Below are 16,344 nucleotides of genomic sequence, written 5' to 3'. Positions count from 1 at the left end.
GGTCCGTGAACGTGAGCGTGCCGGTCAGGACTTGACCGCGCCGGCGGTCATGCCGGACACGAGGTAGCGCTGCGCGAAGCCGAAGACGAGCGCGGCGGGGACGGCGATGATGACGGCGGCGGCCGTCATCGAGCCCCAGTCGGCGCCGTACTGGTTGACGAAGGTCTGCAGGCCGCCGGCGAGGGTCATGTTCGGTTCGCCGGTCATGAACGCGGTGGCGTAGGCGACCTCGGCCCAGGCAGTGACGAAGGTGTAGAAGCCGGTGACGGCGAGGCCGGGCTTGGCCAGCGGCATGATGAGCCGCCAGAAGGTGCCGAAGGGCGAGAGGCCGTCGACGCGGCCGGACTCGTCGATGGAGACGGGCACGGTGTCGAAGAAGCCCTTCATCATCCAGGCGCAGAACGGCACCGCGATGGTCAGGTAGGTGATGATCAGACCGGCCGGTTGGTTGAGCAGGCCGAGGGTGGCCATCGTGTTGTAGAGCGGCACGATGAGTACCGCCATCGGGAACATCTGGGTGACGAGCAGCGTCCACAGCAGCGGCCGCATCCCGGGGAAGCGGAAGCGGCTGAGCGCGTAGCCGGTGGTGGAGGCGATGAACACGCCGATCACGGTGGTGCCGAGGACGACGACCAGCGAGTTGCCGAACCAGTCCAGGAAGTGGGTGTCGGCGAGGACGTGGTCGTAGTTCTCGAAGGTGAAGTCCTGCACCAGCGCGGTGCTGAACGCCTGGTTCTTCGGCTTGAAGGACGTCACCACCAGCCACAGCGGCGGGAACAGCGCGATCACGGTGCCGAGCAGCAGACCCGCGTGCAGTCCGGCGGAGGCCAACGGGCTCCTCGTGTAGGTGCGCATGGTCACCACACCTCTCCCTGCTTGCGCAGCGTCCGGCGGTAGAAGACGGTGAAGACCGAGAGCAGCAGCAGGATGAGTACGCCCCATGCGGCGGAGGTCGCGAAGTCGCGCGGGCTGTTCATGAAGGACAGCCGGTAGGCGTAGGTCACCAGGATCTCGGTGGAGTCGCCCGGTCCGCCGCGGGTGAGCAGGAAGATGACCGGGAACATGTTGAACGTCCAGATGGTGCTGAGCAGGATCACCGTGCTGCTGACCGAACGGACTCCTGGCAGCGTGATGTTCGTGAACCGCTGCCAGGGGGAGGCACCGTCCATCTCGGCGGCCTCGTACAGCTCGCCGGGGATGGACTGGAGGGCGCCCAGCATGGCGACGATCATGAAGGGGACGCCGAGCCAGACGTTGACGGCGATGACGGCGAGCTTGGCCCAGGTGGGGTCGCTCAGCCACGGCACGGAGTCGATGCCGCCGCCGGAGAGGATCTGGTTGAGGATGCCGTACTTCTCGTTGTAGAGCATCCGCCAGGCGAAGACGGACACGAACGCGGGCACGCCCCAGGGGACGATCATCGCGATGCGGTAGAAGGTGCGGCCCTTGATCTGCCGGTTGAGCATGTTGGCGAGGGTCAGGCCGAGCAGGAAGGTGACGCTCACGCAGCCGACGGTCCAGATCAGGGTCCAGCCCAGGCGGCTCCAGAAGACGGGGCCGGTGAGGATGTCCACGTAGTTGTCGAGGCCGACGAATTCGTAGGTCGCCGGGATGACGTTGACGCCGATGTGCCGTTCGACGTTGGCCTCGTCGGCGTCGGTCAGCGACAGGTAGAGGCCGCGGCCGAGCGGGTAGCCGATGATCACCGCGATGACGGCGACCACCGGGGCGATCATCGTCCAGGCGTACCAGTGCCGGGCCAGCGCCCGGCGCAGCGGCCCGGGGGCCCTGCCGCCGGGATACTTCGTCGTGTTGTGCTTCGTGTGGGCCCTCGTGCGGTCGCGGCCGCGGGCGGAGTCGTCTCCGCCCGCGGCCGTGACCGCCGACCGGCCGGTGTCCACAGACATGGGTCGGTCAGCCCTTACTTGTAGTCCTCGAGCAGCTTGCCGAACGCGTCGCCGGTCTTCTGCGCGGCGTCCTTCGGGCTGGTGCCGCCGAAGAGCACCTCGTTCATCTGGACGCGGATGGGCTCGAAGAGGGAGTTGGCTTCGGGGATCCAGGGGCGCTGGTGGGCCTTGTCGACGGCCGGCTTGAAGAACTGCACCATCGTGTCGTCCTGCACCGACTTCTCCTCGTAGACGGAGGCGCGGGTCGGCAGCAGGCTGAGCTCCTCGGTGGTGCGCTGCTGCACCTCGGCGGAGGACATGTACTCGGCGAACTCGTAGGCCGCGTCGAGGTTGGCGGAACCGGCGTAGACGGAGAGGTTCCAGCCGCCCTGCGGGGCGCCCTGGGCCTTGCTGCCGGCCGGGACGGCGGCGACGCCGAGGTTCGCGGGGTCCTCGAACGCCTTCCCCTCCAAGGCGCCCGCGATGTCCCACGGACCGTCGATCATCATCGCAACGTCGCCGTCCTGGAAGGCCTTGAGCCCGTTCTCCTGGCCGCCGGTGGCGTCGGTGACGGCGGCTCCGGAGTCGACCAGGTCCTTCATGGTGGCGAAGGCGCGGGCGCCGCCGCCGTCATCGATGGTGATCTTCTTGTTCTTCGCGTCGACCATGTCGCCGCCCTCGCCGTAGAGGTAGGGCAGGAACCAGTACGGGTCGTCGCCGCGCAGGTAGAAGCCGTCGGCGTCGGTCTTCTGCTGGATGGTCTCGGAGACCTTCTTCAGCTCGTCGAAGGTCTTCGGCACCTCGACGCCGGCCTTCTCCAGCAGTTCCTTGTTGTAGAAGAGCCCGAGCGTGTCGGTGACCTGCGGCACGGCGTAGGTCTTGCCCTCGAACTTCGTGCTGCCCACCGGAGCGTCGAGGTAGTCGTCGGTCTCCGCGAGCGCCGGGGTGCCGTCCAGCGGCGCGAGGTAGCCGAGGTTGGCGAAGTCGGCGACCCAGGCGACCTCGGTGCGCATCACGTCCGGGGCACCGGAGTTGCCGCCCGCCGCGTTCTTGAACTTCGCGTTGGCGTCACCGAAGTTGACGTGCACGTACTTCACGTCGACCTCGGGGTGCTTCTTCTCGAAGTCCTCGGCGATCTTCTTGTACGTGCCCTTCTCGGCATCGTTCGAGGTGTCCCAGTAGGTGACGGTGCCGGAGATCTCCCCGTCCGAACCCTTCGCGCTGTCCGTGCCGTCGCTGCCGCAAGCCGTTGCCGCAAGCGCGAGCACCGCGACCAGCGCAGTGGCCCCTATGCCACGCCGCATGTCGTCCTCCCATGGTGTGTGCCCCGGTCACCTTCAGTGGGCGCCCGGCTGCCGAGGAACGTAACAGCGTGCAAGACCTTGCGAAAGACCTTGCGGCAATTTTCTGCAAACCCGTGATGCCCGAGCGCCTGCGCGGCGCCCCGTGAGGGGGACGCGCTGTGCACGCGGGGACGCTGCCGGTACAGTTCCGGAGCGTGACCGCACGACTGGCTGACATCGCATCCCAGGCGGGGGTCAGCGAGGCGACGGTCAGCCGGGTGCTCAACGGCAAGCCGGGCGTCTCCGCGGCCACCCGCGAGTCCGTCCTCGCCGCCCTCGACGTCCTCGGCTACGAGCGCCCGGTGCGGCTGCGGCGGCGCAGCGCCGGCCTGGTCGGGCTGATCACCCCGGAGCTGGAGAACCCGATCTTCCCCGCCTTCGCGCAGGTGATCTCGCAGGCGCTGACCCGCCAGGGCTACACGCCGGTGCTGGCAACGCAGACGCCGGGCGGCTCCACCGAGGACGAGCTGACGGAGATGCTGGTCGACCGCGGCGTCGCGGGCATCATCTTCGTCTCCGGGCTGCACGCCGACACCACCGCGGACCCGCAGCGCTACGAGCGGCTTCGCGGCCAGGGTGTGCCGTTCGTGCTCATCAACGGTTTCTCGCCGAAGGTCCGCGCGCCCTTCGTCTCACCGGACGACCGGGCGGCGATGCGGCTGGCCGTCACCCATCTGGTCGCCCTCGGGCACCGGATGGTGGGGCTGGCCGTCGGGCCGCGGCGTTTCGTGCCGGTGCAGCGGAAGACCGAGGGCTTCCTCCAGGCACTCCAGGAGCAGGCGGGGCTCACGGGCCCGGCGGCGGAACGGATGATCGAGCACTCCCTGTACACGTTGGAGGGTGGTCAGGCCGCGGCGAGGGCGCTGCTGGAACGCGGCTGCACGGCGGTGGTGTGCGCCAGCGACATGATGGCGCTGGGCGCCGTACGGGCGGCGCGGGAACGCGGGCTGGCGGTGCCGTCGCAGGTGTCGGTCATCGGGTTCGACGACTCGCCGCTGATCGCCTTCACCGACCCGCCGCTCACGACGATCCGGCAGCCGGTCCAGGCCATGGGACAGGCCGCGGTGCGGGCGCTGCTGGAGGAGGTCGGGGGCACCCCGGCACCGCACAGCGAGTTCGTCTTCCTCCCCGAACTGGTGGTCCGCGGCTCGACGGCGGCGGCCGCCCCCTGAGCCCTCCCCTCGTCCGGACGGGTGAGGCGGCGGCATGAACACCCGACCGAAGGATGATCGGCGCAGGACCGGAATCTGGCAGACTGTCGTCACATGGGGGCACCGACAGCGAAGGTCAGCGTCGCCCGCCCGTCGGCCGCCGCGGCACCTTCCGAGGAGACGCGTGAGGCCGGCCGGGCGGCCGGGGGGAAGCACGCGTTCGTCGCCCGGATGCGGCGTCCGCGCAGGCCGCGGATCTGGTTCGAGATCGCACTCGTCGCGGTCAGCTACTGGACCTATTCCATGATCCGCAACGCGGTGCCCGAGCAGCAGGCGGCGGCGATGCACAACGCCGACTGGATCTGGCACGTCGAACACCTGCTCGGCATCGCGGTGGAGCGGTCCGTGAACCATGCGGTCAACGGCGTGACGTGGCTGATCGTGTCGATGAACTACTACTACGCGACGCTGCACTTCGTGGTGACCATCGGTGTCCTGGTGTGGCTGTTCCGCCGCCACCCCGGACGATACGGAGCCACCCGGACGGTCATCTTCGCGACCACCGGCGTGGCCCTGGTCGGCTACTACCTCTTCCCGCTGGCACCGCCCCGCCTGATGGAGGGCGGCGGATTCGTCGACACCGTGCGGGTGCACGGCACCTGGGGGTCGATGGCCTCCGGCAACCTCGCCGACATGTCCAACCAGTACGCGGCGATGCCGTCCATGCACATCGGCTGGGCGGTGTGGTGCGGCATCACCCTCGCCGTGCTGGCGAGACCGCTGTGGGTGCGGGTGCTGGGCGTGCTCTACCCGGTCACGACGCTGGTGGTGATCGTGGCGACGGCCAACCACTTCTGGCTCGACGCCGTGGGCGGGGTGCTGTGCCTGGGCTTCGGCTACGGCCTGGCCTACACCTGGTACGGGCACCTGCCACACCGGCTGCCCCGGCACCTCGCCCTGGCGCCCGCCACCTCCTCGCGGCAGGCCACGGCCTGACCCGCGCCGCCCGACGCGAACGACCCGACCGCCGGGGCCCTGGGGTCAGGCCCCGTAGAAGATCCGCTCCATCACCGCGCGGGCGCGGCGGGTCGTACGGCGGTAGTCGTCGACCATCTCGCCCGTGCCGCCGTCGTAGCCGAGGTAACGGCCCACGGCAGCCAGGTCGCGCGGCTCCGACGGGAAGGTGTCACCGGGCCGGCCGCGCACCAGCATCGCGGCGTTGCGAACCCGGGTCGCCAGCAGCCATGCCTCGTCGAGGGTCTGCGCGTCCTCGGTCTCCAGCAGCCCGGCCGCGTGCGCCGCGGCCAGCGCCTTACGGGTGCGGGTGGTGCGCAGGCCGGGCTCGGCCCAGGCGTGCCGCAGTTGCAGCAGCTGGACGGTCCACTCGACGTCGGACAGGCCGCCGCGGCCCAGCTTGGTGTGCGTTGTGGGGTCGGCGCCACGCGGCAGTCGTTCACCCTCCATCCGCGCCTTGAGCCGCCGGATCTCGCGTTCGGCGTCCTCCCCCGGCCCTTCGGCGGGATAGCGCAGCGGGTCGACCAGGTCCGTGAACCTCCGGCCCAGCTCGGCGTCGCCGGCGACCGGCTCGGCGCGCAGCAGCGCCTGGCTCTCCCAGACCTGCGACCAGCGTTGGTAGTAGGCGGCGTAGGAGGCCAGGGTGCGTACCAGCGGCCCGGACTTGCCCTCGGGGCGCAGGTCGGCGTCGACCGGCAGCGGCGGGTCGGCGGACGGCAACTGCAGCAGCCGCCGCATCTCGTTGGCCACGGCGAACGCCGCCTTCGACGCCTCCTCCTCGCCGACGCCCTCGCGCGGCTCGTGTACGAACAGCACGTCGGCGTCCGAGCCGTATCCCAGCTCGCGGCCGCCGAAGCGGCCCATGCCGATCACGGCGAAGCGGGTGGGCAGTTCGTCGCCCCACTTGCCACGCACGGCGGCGCGCAGCGCGCCCGCGAGGGTCGCCGCGTTGATGTCGGACAGCGCGGTGCCCACGCGGTCCACTCCCGGGCCGGGGTCCTCGGGGACGGGTGACTCCTCCGTCCCGTAGGCGCCGACGATGTCGGCGGCGGCCGTGCGGAACAGCTCGCGCCGCCTCACACCGCGGGCCGCGGCGACGGCCTGCTCGGGGTCGTCGGCACGGTTGACGGCCGCCAGGATCTCCTGGGTGAGCGCGTCACGGCCGCGCGGCTCCAGCCTTTCGGTGGTGCCGAGCAGGGCGACGGCCTCGGGGGCCCGCAGCAGCAGGTCGGGGGCGAAGCGGCCCGCCGAGAGCACCCGTGCGAGGTTCTCGGCGGCGGCGCCCTCATCGCGGAGCAGCCGCAGATACCAGGGGGTCTTGCCGAGAGCGTCGGAGATCTGCCGGAAGCCGAGCAGCCCGGCATCCGGGTCGGCGGAGTCGGCGAACCAGCCCAGCAGCACCGGCAGCAGCGTCCGCTGGATGGCGGCCTTCCGACTCACGCCGCTGGCCAGCGCCTCCAGATGACGCAGCGCCGCGGACGGGTCGGCGTAGCCCAGGGCCTCCAGCCGCTGGGTGGCGGCGCGGGTGGAGAGCCGGGTCTCACCGGGTGCGAGCTGGGCGACCGCGTCCAGCAGCGGCCGGTAGAAGAGCTTCTCGTGCAGCCGCCGCACCGAGGCCGCGTGCCGCCGCCACGCCTTGTGCAGCTCGACCACCGGCTCGACCCGGAAGCCCATCGAGCGGCCGAGGCGGCGCTGGTCGGCCTCGGCCTCGGGCATCAGGTGGGTGCGGCGCATGCGGTGGAGCTGGATGCGGTGCTCCATGGTGCGCAGGAAGCGGTAGGAGGCGTCCAGCGCGGCGGCGTCCTGCCGCCCGACGTAGCCGCCGGCTGCGAGCGCTTCGAGGGCGTCGAGGGTGGTGGAGCTGCGCAGCGTGCCGTCGGAGCGACCGTGCACGAGCTGGAGGAGCTGCACGGCGAACTCGACGTCGCGCAGGCCGCCCGGACCGAGCTTGAGTTCCCGCTCCACGTGCGCGACCGGGATGTTGGCCTCGACGCGGCGGCGCATCTGCTGCACGTCGGGGACGAAGTTCTCCCGCTCCGCGGCCTGCCACACCATGGGCGCCACGGCCTCGCAGTACTCGCGCCCCAGGGTCGGGTCCCCGGCCACCGGGCGGGCCTTGAGCAGCGCCTGGAACTCCCACGTCTTGGCCCACCGCTGGTAGTAGGCGACGTGGCTGGAGAGCGTACGCACCAGCGGGCCGTTGCGGCCCTCGGGGCGCAGGTTGGCGTCCACGGGCCAGATGGTGCCCTCGGGGGTGGTGTCCGAGCAGATCCGCATCAGGCGCGCGGCGAGGCGGCCGGCGGCCCGGAGCGCCTTGTCTTCGTCGGCCCCGTCGGCGGGCTCGGCGACGAAGATGACGTCCACGTCGGAGACGTAGTTCAGCTCCCGGCCCCCGCACTTGCCCATGCCGACGACGGCGAGCTTGCACACGGCCGCGTCCTCGGGCTCCTCGCTCCTGGCCATGGCGAGTGCGGCGCGGAGGGTGGCGGTCGCCAGGTCGGCCAGCTCGGCGGCGGTCTCGGCCAGCTCGGTGGTGCCGCACACGTCGCGGGCGGCGAGCGACAGCAGACAGCGGCGGTAGGCGACGCGCAGGGCGTCCGGGTCGCCAGCTTCCGCGAGGGCGTCCTCGAAGTCCGGCAGTCCGGGGTGGAGGTCGGCCGACTCGTAGGTGGCCAGCGCCTTCCAGTCGTGCGGGTGGCGGGCGAGGTGGTCGCCGAGCGCCTCGGAGGCGCCGAGCACGCCGAGCAGGCGGTCGCGGAGCGGCTTGGCGGTGAGCAGGGTGTCGAGGAGGGTCTGGGCGCCGTTGTCCGCGCCGTCCACGGCACGTTCGTCCTGCGAGGTCAGCGACTCGACGAGGTGGACGAGGCCGCGCAGGGCGAGGTCGGGGTCGGCGGTGGCGCCGAGGGCGTCCAGGAAGAGCGGGTCGTCGTGGATCCCGGCGAGGGCGGGGACGTCGAGGAAGCGACCCGCGGCGGCGGGGTCGGTGAAGCCGCGGCGCAGCAGCCGTCCGAATCGGGTGTCGCGTCGGCCGCCCTGCGTGGTCACTGCGTTCCGCCTTTCGCGGTTGCGTATCCGTCGTGGCCCCGCTCAGCGCGGGGGCTCTCCCACCCCTACCCGAATCTTCGCAGCCTGCGCCCCTGGGAGCACGGCTGCCGTCCCCGGGCGAGGGGCGGGCCGGGTCGTGTCCGTGGCCGGTCCTGCTTCGCGGTCGTCGTCTGCCCGTACTCGAAGACGTCGGCAGCCCTCTTGAGGGAAACTGGCGGAAGATGCTGAAATACCATCACATCACAGACAGAGGGGGTCGTTCATGGGTGACAGGTGCACCACGTGCGGGGGGAGCGGCATGATCGTCGACGGCAACGGACGCCCCATGCCCTGCCAGAGCTGCGCGGGCATGGGTCGCCGCTGACGGCGGTCAGGCGCCGGTGGTGACGCCCCTCGGGTCCGTCCGGCAGGCGGACCCGAGGCCCGACGAGCACGGGGGCCGGTCTTCTGCCGCGCGCCGGTTCCGATGGCCTGCAGCCGTCCGTCCCGGTTCACGCGGCGACGGGACCGTCCGACCTGGCCTTACAGCACCGGGAGGGACTTGCGGAGCTCGAAGGCGGTGACCTCGGAGCGGTACTCCTCCCACTCCTGCTTCTTGTTGCGGAGAAAGAAGTCGAAGACGTGCTCCCCGAGACATTCGGCGACCAGCTCGCTGCGCTCCATCAGGGCGATCGCCTCTCCGAGGTTCTGCGGCAGCGGCTCGATGCCCATCGCGCGCCGTTCTGCGTCGGACAGCGCCCACACGTCGTCGTCCGCCCCCTCCGGCAGGTCGTAGCCCTCCTCGACGCCCTTGAGACCGGCGGCCAGCAGCACGGCGTAGGCGAGGTAGGGGTTGGCGCCGGAGTCCAGGGAGCGGACCTCGATCCGGGTGGACCCGGTCTTGCCGGGCTTGTACATCGGGACGCGGATCAGCGCGGAGCGGTTGTTGTGGCCCCAGCAGATGTACGACGGGGACTCGCCGCCCTCGCCCGCGGTGCGCTGGGAGCCGCCCCAGATGCGCTTGTAGGAGTTGACCCACTGGTTGGTGACGGCTGAGATCTCGTCCGCGTGCCGCAGGAGGCCGGCGATGAAGGACCGCCCGACCTTGGAGAGCTGGTACGGCGCGCCGGACTCGTAGAACGCGTTGCGATCCCCCTCGAAGAGGGAGAGGTGGGTGTGCATGCCGGAGCCGGGATACTCCGAGAACGGCTTCGGCATGAACGTCGCCTGCACGCCCTGTTCCAGCGCGACCTGCTTCATGACCAGGCGGAACGTCATGATGTTGTCGGCCGTGGACAGGGCGTCCGCGTACCGCAGGTCGATCTCCTGCTGGCCGGGGGCGCCTTCGTGGTGGGAGAACTCCACCGAGATGCCCATGTTCTCCAGCATGGTGATGGCCTGGCGGCGGAAGTCCTGCCCGACGTGCTGCGGGGTGTGGTCGAAGTAGCCGGAGGAGTCGGCCGGGGTGGGGCGGCGCCCGTCCACCGGCTTGTCCTTGAGCAGGAAGAACTCGATCTCGGGGTGGGTGTAGAAGGTGAAGCCCAGGTCCGAGGCGCGTGCCAGGGTGCGTTTCAGCACGTAGCGGGGGTCGGCGTAGGAGGCGGAGCCGTCCGGCATGAGGATGTCGCAGAACATGCGGGCCGTGCCGGGCGCCTCGGCGCGCCACGGCAGGATCTGGAACGTGCTCGGGTCCGGTTTGGCGATCATGTCGGACTCGTAGACGCGGGCGAAGCCCTCGATGGCGGAGCCGTCGAAGCCGATGCCCTCGTCGAAGGCCTGCTCCAGTTCCGCAGGCGCGACCGCGACGGATTTCAGGAAGCCGAGGACGTCCGTGAACCAGAGGCGGACGAACCGGATGTCACGCTCCTCGAGCGTGCGGAGCACGAATTCCTGCTGCTTGTCCATTTCCACCCATCCTCGCTGTTCAGAAGCCCTCTCCGACGCCGCCGGGCACACCGCGTCACTGGATCATCCCACCACACGGTTTCCGTCGTGTTTCCCGCCACGCGTGGCACCCGGCCGTGTCCCCCGCGCCGCGGCCGGGCCCGGCGGGGCGTCGGAGCCGGGGTCGCCGGACGTGTTCCGGGGGGCGGGACCGGCACCGGCAGGGCCGTCCGGGTGTCTCGAAGCGCCCTGAGCGGGAAGGGGCCACACCGTGCCCGTACTGTCCGCAACCCTGAAGTCCGTGTCCCGCGAGTCCCTGCGGAAGCTCCGCACCGAAGTGCCCCGGCTGCGCAAGAACCCGGACGTCGTGCAGACGTTCCGGTCCACCGCCGCGGCCACTCTCGCCTTCGTCGTCGCACTGCTGCTCACCGATTCCCCGGCACCGCTGCTGGCGCCGCTGACCGCGCTGCTGGTCGTGCAGGTGACGCTCTACGCCACGCTGACCAGCGGCGTCCGGCGAGTGAACGCCGTGGTGGCCGGGGTGACCATCGCGGTGGGATTCAGCAACATCGTGGGGCTGAGCTGGTGGAGCCTGGCGCTGCTGATCTTCGCCTCGCTGGCCGCGGGCCACGTGGTGCGCGCACACCAGTTCGTTCCCGAGGTCGCGATCAGCGCGATGCTGGTGCTCGGCGTGACCCAGCACACCGACCTGGCCCTGGTCCGCATCGTCGAGACGCTGATCGGCGCGGGCGTCGGCCTGCTGTTCAATTTCCTCTTCGTGCCGCCGGTGTGGGTCGAGCCGGCCGAGGACGAGATCCTCCAGCTGGCCCGCCGCATGTGGTGGCTGCTGCGGCACGTCGGCGACGAACTGGGCGAGCGTACGCCGGTGGAACGCATCAGCACCCAGCTCCACGCCGCCCGCCGCCTCGACCACGATGTGGGACTGGTGGACGCCTCCCTCACGCGGGCGGAGGAGAGCCTGCGGTTCAACCCGCGGGTGAAGGAGGCGCTGCTGTCGCGGATCGTGCTCCGCACCGGGCTGGACACCCTGGAGATCTGCGCCGTGGTCGTGCGCACGACGTCCCGCACGCTGACCGACCTGGCGCGGGAACGGCACGACGAGCCGCTGTTCCCGCCGGAGACGGTCGCGGCCGTCCAGGAGCTGCTGCGCCACGTCGGGGAGGCGGTGTACAGCTTCGCGGTGCTGGTCACCAGCCCCGTCAGCAGCAGCGCAGAGGAGGCCGAGGCGCAGCTGCAGACCGAGCTTGCCGCCTGCGGCGCCGTACGGGAGCGGGTGGCGCAGCTGCTGCTCGCCCGCGTCCAGGAACACCCGCGCCAGTGGCAGCTGCACGGCGCGCTGCTGGCCGAGTTCGACCGCGTCCTGGACGAACTGGCCGTGGAGAAGCGATCGTTGCGGCTCGCGGAGGAGCTGGACCGGGCGGCCCGGGAACGCCACGACCGTCGCCGCAGCTTCGCCCTGCTGCCGCGCCTCCGCCGCGGCTGACGCGGAACGCGGCCGCGGGACCGGCGGGAACCGGGCGGCCGCGGCCGCGTTCTCGTGCTGCTCAGTGGATCAGGACACCACCGAGTCTCACTCCACCACGTTGAGCAGCAGGTTCGGGGAGCCCGAACCGGGGCTGCCGACGACGTCCGGTACCGCGCCCTCGGTGAGGGCCGTGGACACGTCCGCCGGTGTGGCGCCGGTGTTGCCCGCGAGGTAGAGCGCCGCGACGCCCGCCACGTGCGGGGTGGCCATGGAGGTGCCGGAGATCGTGTTCGTCGCGTCGTCGCCGGTGTTCCAGGCCGCCGTGATGTCCACGCCGGGTGCGTAGATGTCCAGCACCGAGCCGTAGTTGGAGAAGCTCGCCTGGGCGTCGGTGTCGTCGGTGGCGCCGACGGTGATGGCGTCCGGGACACGGGCCGGCGACGAGGAGCCCGCGTCGGAGGCGTCGTTGCCCGCCGCGACGGCGAAGCTGATGCCAGCGTCGATGGCATTCTGCACGGCCTCGTCGAGGACCGGGTCCTCCGGTCCGCCCAGCGACATGTTGGCGACCGACGGGCCGGAGGCGTTCTGGGCGACCCAGTCGATGCCGGCCACGACCTGGGCGGTGGTGCCGGAACCCTGGTCGTTCAGCACCCGGACGCCGACGACCGTGGCCTTCTTCGCGACACCGTGCGTCTCGCCGGCGATGGTGCTGGCGACGTGCGTGCCGTGGCCGTTGCCGTCCTGGGCGACGTCGTCGTCCTCGACGGCGTCGTAGCCGTCCACGGCGCGGCCTCCGAAGTCCTGGTGGGAGACGCGGACGCCGGTGTCGATGACGTACGCGGTGACGCCCTCGCCGCCGCCGTCCGGGTAGGTGTAGGTGTCGTCCAGGGGGAGGTTCTTCTGGTCGACCCGGTCCAGGCCCCAGTTCGGCGGGTTGCTCTGTTCGCCGGTGATGGTGAACTTCTTGTTCGCGTACACCTCGTCGACGGCCGGGTCGGCGGCGAGTTCACGGGCCTCCTGGCCCGACATGGCGACGGCGTAGCCGTCCAGGACGCGGGTGAAGGTGTCCTTCACCTTGCCGCCGTGCTCCTCGACGACGTCCTTGCCGCTCTCGGAGCTCGCCGAGAGGGCGGACCTGTTCATCGTGACGATGTAGCTGCCCGCGACGGCCTTCTCCGACTGCGCGCCGATGACGGTGCCCTGCGGCGGGGCGGCGGTGGCGGGGAGGGCGAGGGCGGTACCGACGGCCGCCGTGGCCACGGCGGCAGAGACGGCGACGGAGATCTTGCGGCGCCTGCCGGCCGTCCGGCGGTGCGAGTTGCCCTGCGGGGACCCCTGCTGCTGAGCCATCTGGATTCCTTTGTGTGGGGGTTCGCGCTTGTGGGGAGCGCGTGCTGCGCTGTGGGGCGCGCAGCGATCAGCAGCCAAACGCAATGTCACGAGCAGGACAAGACAAGGAAGGAACCGGACATCCTTCGGGTGCCGCGCGTAGACGGGTCGAGTCGGTCAGCGGGCGGAGCCGTGGCCTCCGCTTCACTCTCCGATGTCGACCTGCGCGCGGTCGGCTTCCGCCGCACACGGCGCGCCGACTCCGTCGCCGGTCGACGCCCCGCGCGTGTCGGCGAGCCAGCCGAGCGCCGTGGCGCGGGCCCCGAGCTGGAAACGCGTGGCCGCACCGACCCGCTCCATGAGCGCCCGCAGCCGCCGCTGGAACGTGCGGTGGCTGACGCCGAGCTGCCGGGCCATCACCGGGTCGGTGAGCCCGGTCGTCAACAGGGCGAGCAGCCTGGCGTCGTCCGGATCCGGGCCCTCCCGGTCGCCGTGCAGCGGCTGCGCCCGTTCCCACAGCACCTCGAACAGCCCGCCCAGCGCCTCCAGCAGTCCGGACGGGTGGACCACGACACCGCTGACGACCTCGTACGGCGTGGTGCGCAGCGGAATGACGCCGCACCGGTCGTCGGCGAGCATCAGCTTGGTGGGGGTCCCGCTCATGACGCGGGCGTCCTCGCCGAGTTCGGCGCAGGCAGCGAGATCGGTGTCGACGCTGTGGAACGGCCCGACGGTCTCCGTGCCGCGCAGGCCAGCGGTGTCGTAGATGACGCGGTAGCCGACGCCGCGACGCATCGTCTCCTCCTGGAGCGGCATCATCCCGGTCCGCGGATCGGTCCGGTCCGGTCCGGTGTTGGCGTAGGGCGGGCGGTCGATGCCGCGCACCTCGTGGCGGGCGCTGCGCTGGAGCTGGTCCACGGCCCGGATCACCGCGGCCCGCCCGATCACCACCTCCACCAGGTCCATGGGGTCACGGGCACCGGTCGTGGCGCGGTAGCGGGTGGCGAGCAGCTGGACGTGCAGGCGGGCGCGCTGCAGCTGCTCCTCGCGCGCGGTCAGCAGTGTCTCGAAGGCCACGTCCGGCGCGACGGGCAGCCAGCGGTCGGACTCGCCGCGCGCACCGGCGACCCGTTCGGCGAGCCGGAGCCGTTCCAGAGAGGCCAGCACCTCCCGGGCGCGAGGGCCGGAAGGCCCCAGGGCGGCGCGGAGTTCGGGCAGGGTGACGGCGCCGTCCACCAGCGCCTCGTACGCCTGCTGCTGCACGGGGTCCAGATCGAGAGCCTCCAGCATGACCGGCATCCTCGTGCTACTGGCGAGTTCGCGTCAATGTCGCGAACTCGCCAGTAGCTTTCTCGAGCCGACCGCCGGCTCGCTTCGGCGGAACGTTTCTCCTCCTGTCTCGGGCGGATCGCGTCAGAAAGACGATTAGGATGGGGGCGTGCATCGACTTCGTATCGCGCTGAATCAGATCGACTCCACCGTCGGCGACCTCGAGGGGAACGCCGATGCCGTCCTGCGCTGGACGCGGCACTCCGTCGAGCAGGGGGCCCACCTGGTGGCGTTCCCCGAGATGATGCTGACCGGCTATCCGGTCGAGGACCTGGCGCTGCGGTCCTCGTTCGTCGAGGCCAGCCGGGACGCGCTGCGCACGCTGGCGCGGCGACTGGACGGCGAGGGCCTGGGCGGGGTGCCGGTCGTGGTCGGCTACCTCGACCGGAGCGAGCAGGCACAGCCCCGCTACGGACAGCCCGCGGGCGCTCCGCAGAACGCCGGCGCGGTCCTGCACGGCGGCGAGGTGGTGCTCACCTACGCCAAGCACCACCTGCCCAACTACGGCGTGTTCGACGAATTCCGGTACTTCGTGCCCGGCGAGACGCTGCCGGTGCTGCGAGTGCACGGCGTCGACGTCGCGCTGGCCATCTGCGAGGACCTGTGGCAGGACGGCGGCCGCGTCCCGGCGACCCGTACCGCCGGGGCCGGGCTGCTGCTGTCGATCAACGCCTCACCGTACGAGCGGGAGAAGGACGACACCCGCCTGGAACTGGTGCGCAAGCGGGCGCAGGAGGCCGGCTGCACCATTGCCTACCTCGCGACGGTCGGCGGGCAGGACGAACTGGTCTTCGACGGCGACTCCATCGTCGTCGACGCCGACGGCCGGGTCCTGGCGCGGGCACCGCAGTTCGAGGAGGGCTGCGTGGTGCTCGACCTGGAGCTGCCCGCGGCCGGGGACGTGCCTGCGGGGACGGTGGACGACGGGCTGCGCGTCGAGCACCGCACGCTGTCCGCTGAGCCGCTGCCGGCCGCCGCTCCGGAGGTCACCGGTGAGGAGGCCCCGCGCATGGAGGACCCGGAGGAGGTGTACACGGCGCTGGTCACCGGCCTGCGGGCGTACGTGCGGAAGAACGGCTTCCGCTCGGTGCTGATCGGCCTGTCCGGCGGCATCGACTCCGCTCTCACCGCCGCCCTCGCCTGCGACGCGCTCGGCGCGGAGAACGTGTACGGCGTGGCGATGCCGTCCCGCTACTCCTCGGCGCACTCGCTCTCGGACGCGGAGGACCTCGCCCGCCGCACCGGCCTCGACCTGCGCACGGTGCCCATCGCGCCGATGTTCGACGCCTACCTGGCGACGGTCGAGCTCACCGGGCTCGCGGAGGAGAACCTCCAGTCCCGGCTGCGCGGCACCCTGCTGATGGGGCTCTCCAACCAGGAGGGCCACATCGTGCTGGCGCCCGGCAACAAGTCCGAACTGGCCGTCGGCTACTCGACGTTGTACGGCGACTCGGTCGGCGCGTACGGGCCGATCAAGGACGTCTACAAGTCGACCGTGTTCGCGCTCGCCCGGTGGCGCAACCGGGCCGCCGAGGCCGCCGGACGGACGCCGCCGATCCCGGAGAACTCCCTCAGCAAGCCACCGAGCGCCGAACTGCGCCCCGACCAGGTGGACACGGACTCGCTGCCCGACTACGAGGTGCTGGACGGCATCCTCGCCCTGTACGTCGACCAGGACCGCGGCCGTGCGGAGATCATCGCGCAGGGCTTCGACGAGGAGACCGTGACCCGGGTGCTGCGCATGACGGACACCGCGGAGTACAAGCGCCGCCAGTACCCGCCCGGCACCAAGATCTCCGCCAAGGGGTTCGGCAAGGACCGCCGCCTCCCCGTCACCAACCGCTGGCGCGAGACCGGCACCACCGCGAGCTGAGCCGCCCGTCCGGATCGCCCGGGCC

Annotated in this window: 11 protein-coding genes; 4 read left to right on the top strand and 7 right to left on the bottom strand. The window is 71.3% G+C overall.

The annotated features are described in order from the left end of the window. Positions 1-24: 24 nt before the first annotated feature. The 3 genes from E4198_RS20420 to E4198_RS20410 are packed head-to-tail and all read right to left on the bottom strand — an operon-like array spanning position 25 to position 3,190. Positions 25-855 carry a carbohydrate ABC transporter permease gene (locus tag E4198_RS20420; RefSeq protein ID WP_210732862.1) on the bottom strand — a complete coding sequence of 277 codons (831 nt, stop codon included), beginning with the start codon at positions 853-855 and terminating at the stop codon, positions 25-27. 2 nt (positions 856-857) lie between these two features. Continuing rightward, on the bottom strand, positions 858-1,907 hold the full coding sequence (locus E4198_RS20415) for a sugar ABC transporter permease (protein ID WP_136184434.1): 1,050 nt from the start codon (positions 1,905-1,907) through the stop codon (positions 858-860). Between the two features lie 14 nt (positions 1,908-1,921). Beyond that, a complete protein-coding gene (locus tag E4198_RS20410) occupies positions 1,922-3,190 on the bottom strand; it encodes an extracellular solute-binding protein (protein WP_136184433.1) in 1,269 nt (422 codons plus the stop codon). 194 nt (positions 3,191-3,384) lie between these two features. Here E4198_RS20410 and E4198_RS20405 point away from each other — a divergent pair, with 194 nt between their 5' ends. Then, on the top strand, positions 3,385-4,401 hold the full coding sequence (locus tag E4198_RS20405; RefSeq protein ID WP_136184432.1) for a LacI family DNA-binding transcriptional regulator: 1,017 nt from the start codon (positions 3,385-3,387) through the stop codon (positions 4,399-4,401). A 93-nt stretch (positions 4,402-4,494) separates the two neighbouring features. Further along, on the top strand, positions 4,495-5,376 hold the full coding sequence (locus tag E4198_RS20400) for a phosphatase PAP2 family protein (RefSeq protein WP_136184431.1): 882 nt from the start codon (positions 4,495-4,497) through the stop codon (positions 5,374-5,376). A 45-nt stretch (positions 5,377-5,421) separates the two neighbouring features. On the opposite strand, the gene E4198_RS20395 is transcribed toward E4198_RS20400, so the two are convergent. Next, entirely contained in the window at positions 5,422-8,439 is a 3,018-nt protein-coding gene (locus E4198_RS20395; RefSeq protein WP_136184430.1) for a bifunctional [glutamine synthetase] adenylyltransferase/[glutamine synthetase]-adenylyl-L-tyrosine phosphorylase, read from the bottom strand. A 522-nt stretch (positions 8,440-8,961) separates the two neighbouring features. Continuing rightward, positions 8,962-10,323, bottom strand: coding sequence for a type I glutamate--ammonia ligase (glnA, locus tag E4198_RS20390; RefSeq protein ID WP_027763001.1), 1,362 nt, complete (start codon positions 10,321-10,323; stop codon positions 8,962-8,964). Positions 10,324-10,603: 280 nt separating this feature from the next. On the opposite strand from glnA, the gene E4198_RS20385 reads away from it, so the two are divergent. Then, on the top strand, positions 10,604-11,806 hold the full coding sequence (locus E4198_RS20385; RefSeq protein ID WP_136184429.1) for an aromatic acid exporter family protein: 1,203 nt from the start codon (positions 10,604-10,606) through the stop codon (positions 11,804-11,806). An 87-nt stretch (positions 11,807-11,893) separates the two neighbouring features. Here E4198_RS20385 and E4198_RS20380 read toward each other — a convergent pair whose 3' ends face one another. Both E4198_RS20380 and E4198_RS20375 read right to left on the bottom strand, forming a co-directional pair. Then, positions 11,894-13,138, bottom strand: a complete 1,245-nt coding sequence (locus tag E4198_RS20380; protein ID WP_136184428.1) for a S8 family peptidase — start codon at positions 13,136-13,138, stop codon at positions 11,894-11,896. Positions 13,139-13,321: 183 nt separating this feature from the next. Continuing rightward, a complete protein-coding gene (locus tag E4198_RS20375) occupies positions 13,322-14,407 on the bottom strand; it encodes a helix-turn-helix transcriptional regulator (protein ID WP_247597771.1) in 1,086 nt (361 codons plus the stop codon). 148 nt (positions 14,408-14,555) lie between these two features. Here E4198_RS20375 and E4198_RS20370 point away from each other — a divergent pair, with 148 nt between their 5' ends. Then, entirely contained in the window at positions 14,556-16,319 is a 1,764-nt protein-coding gene (locus E4198_RS20370) for an NAD+ synthase (RefSeq protein ID WP_136184427.1), read from the top strand. Positions 16,320-16,344 lie beyond the last annotated feature (25 nt).

The sequence above is a fragment of the Streptomyces sp. RKND-216 genome (assembly GCF_004795255.1).
GTDB lineage: Bacteria > Actinomycetota > Actinomycetes > Streptomycetales > Streptomycetaceae > Streptomyces > Streptomyces hazeniae.
Note: the sequence above shows the minus strand (reverse complement) of the source record. Positions and strands in the feature narration are given on the sequence as shown.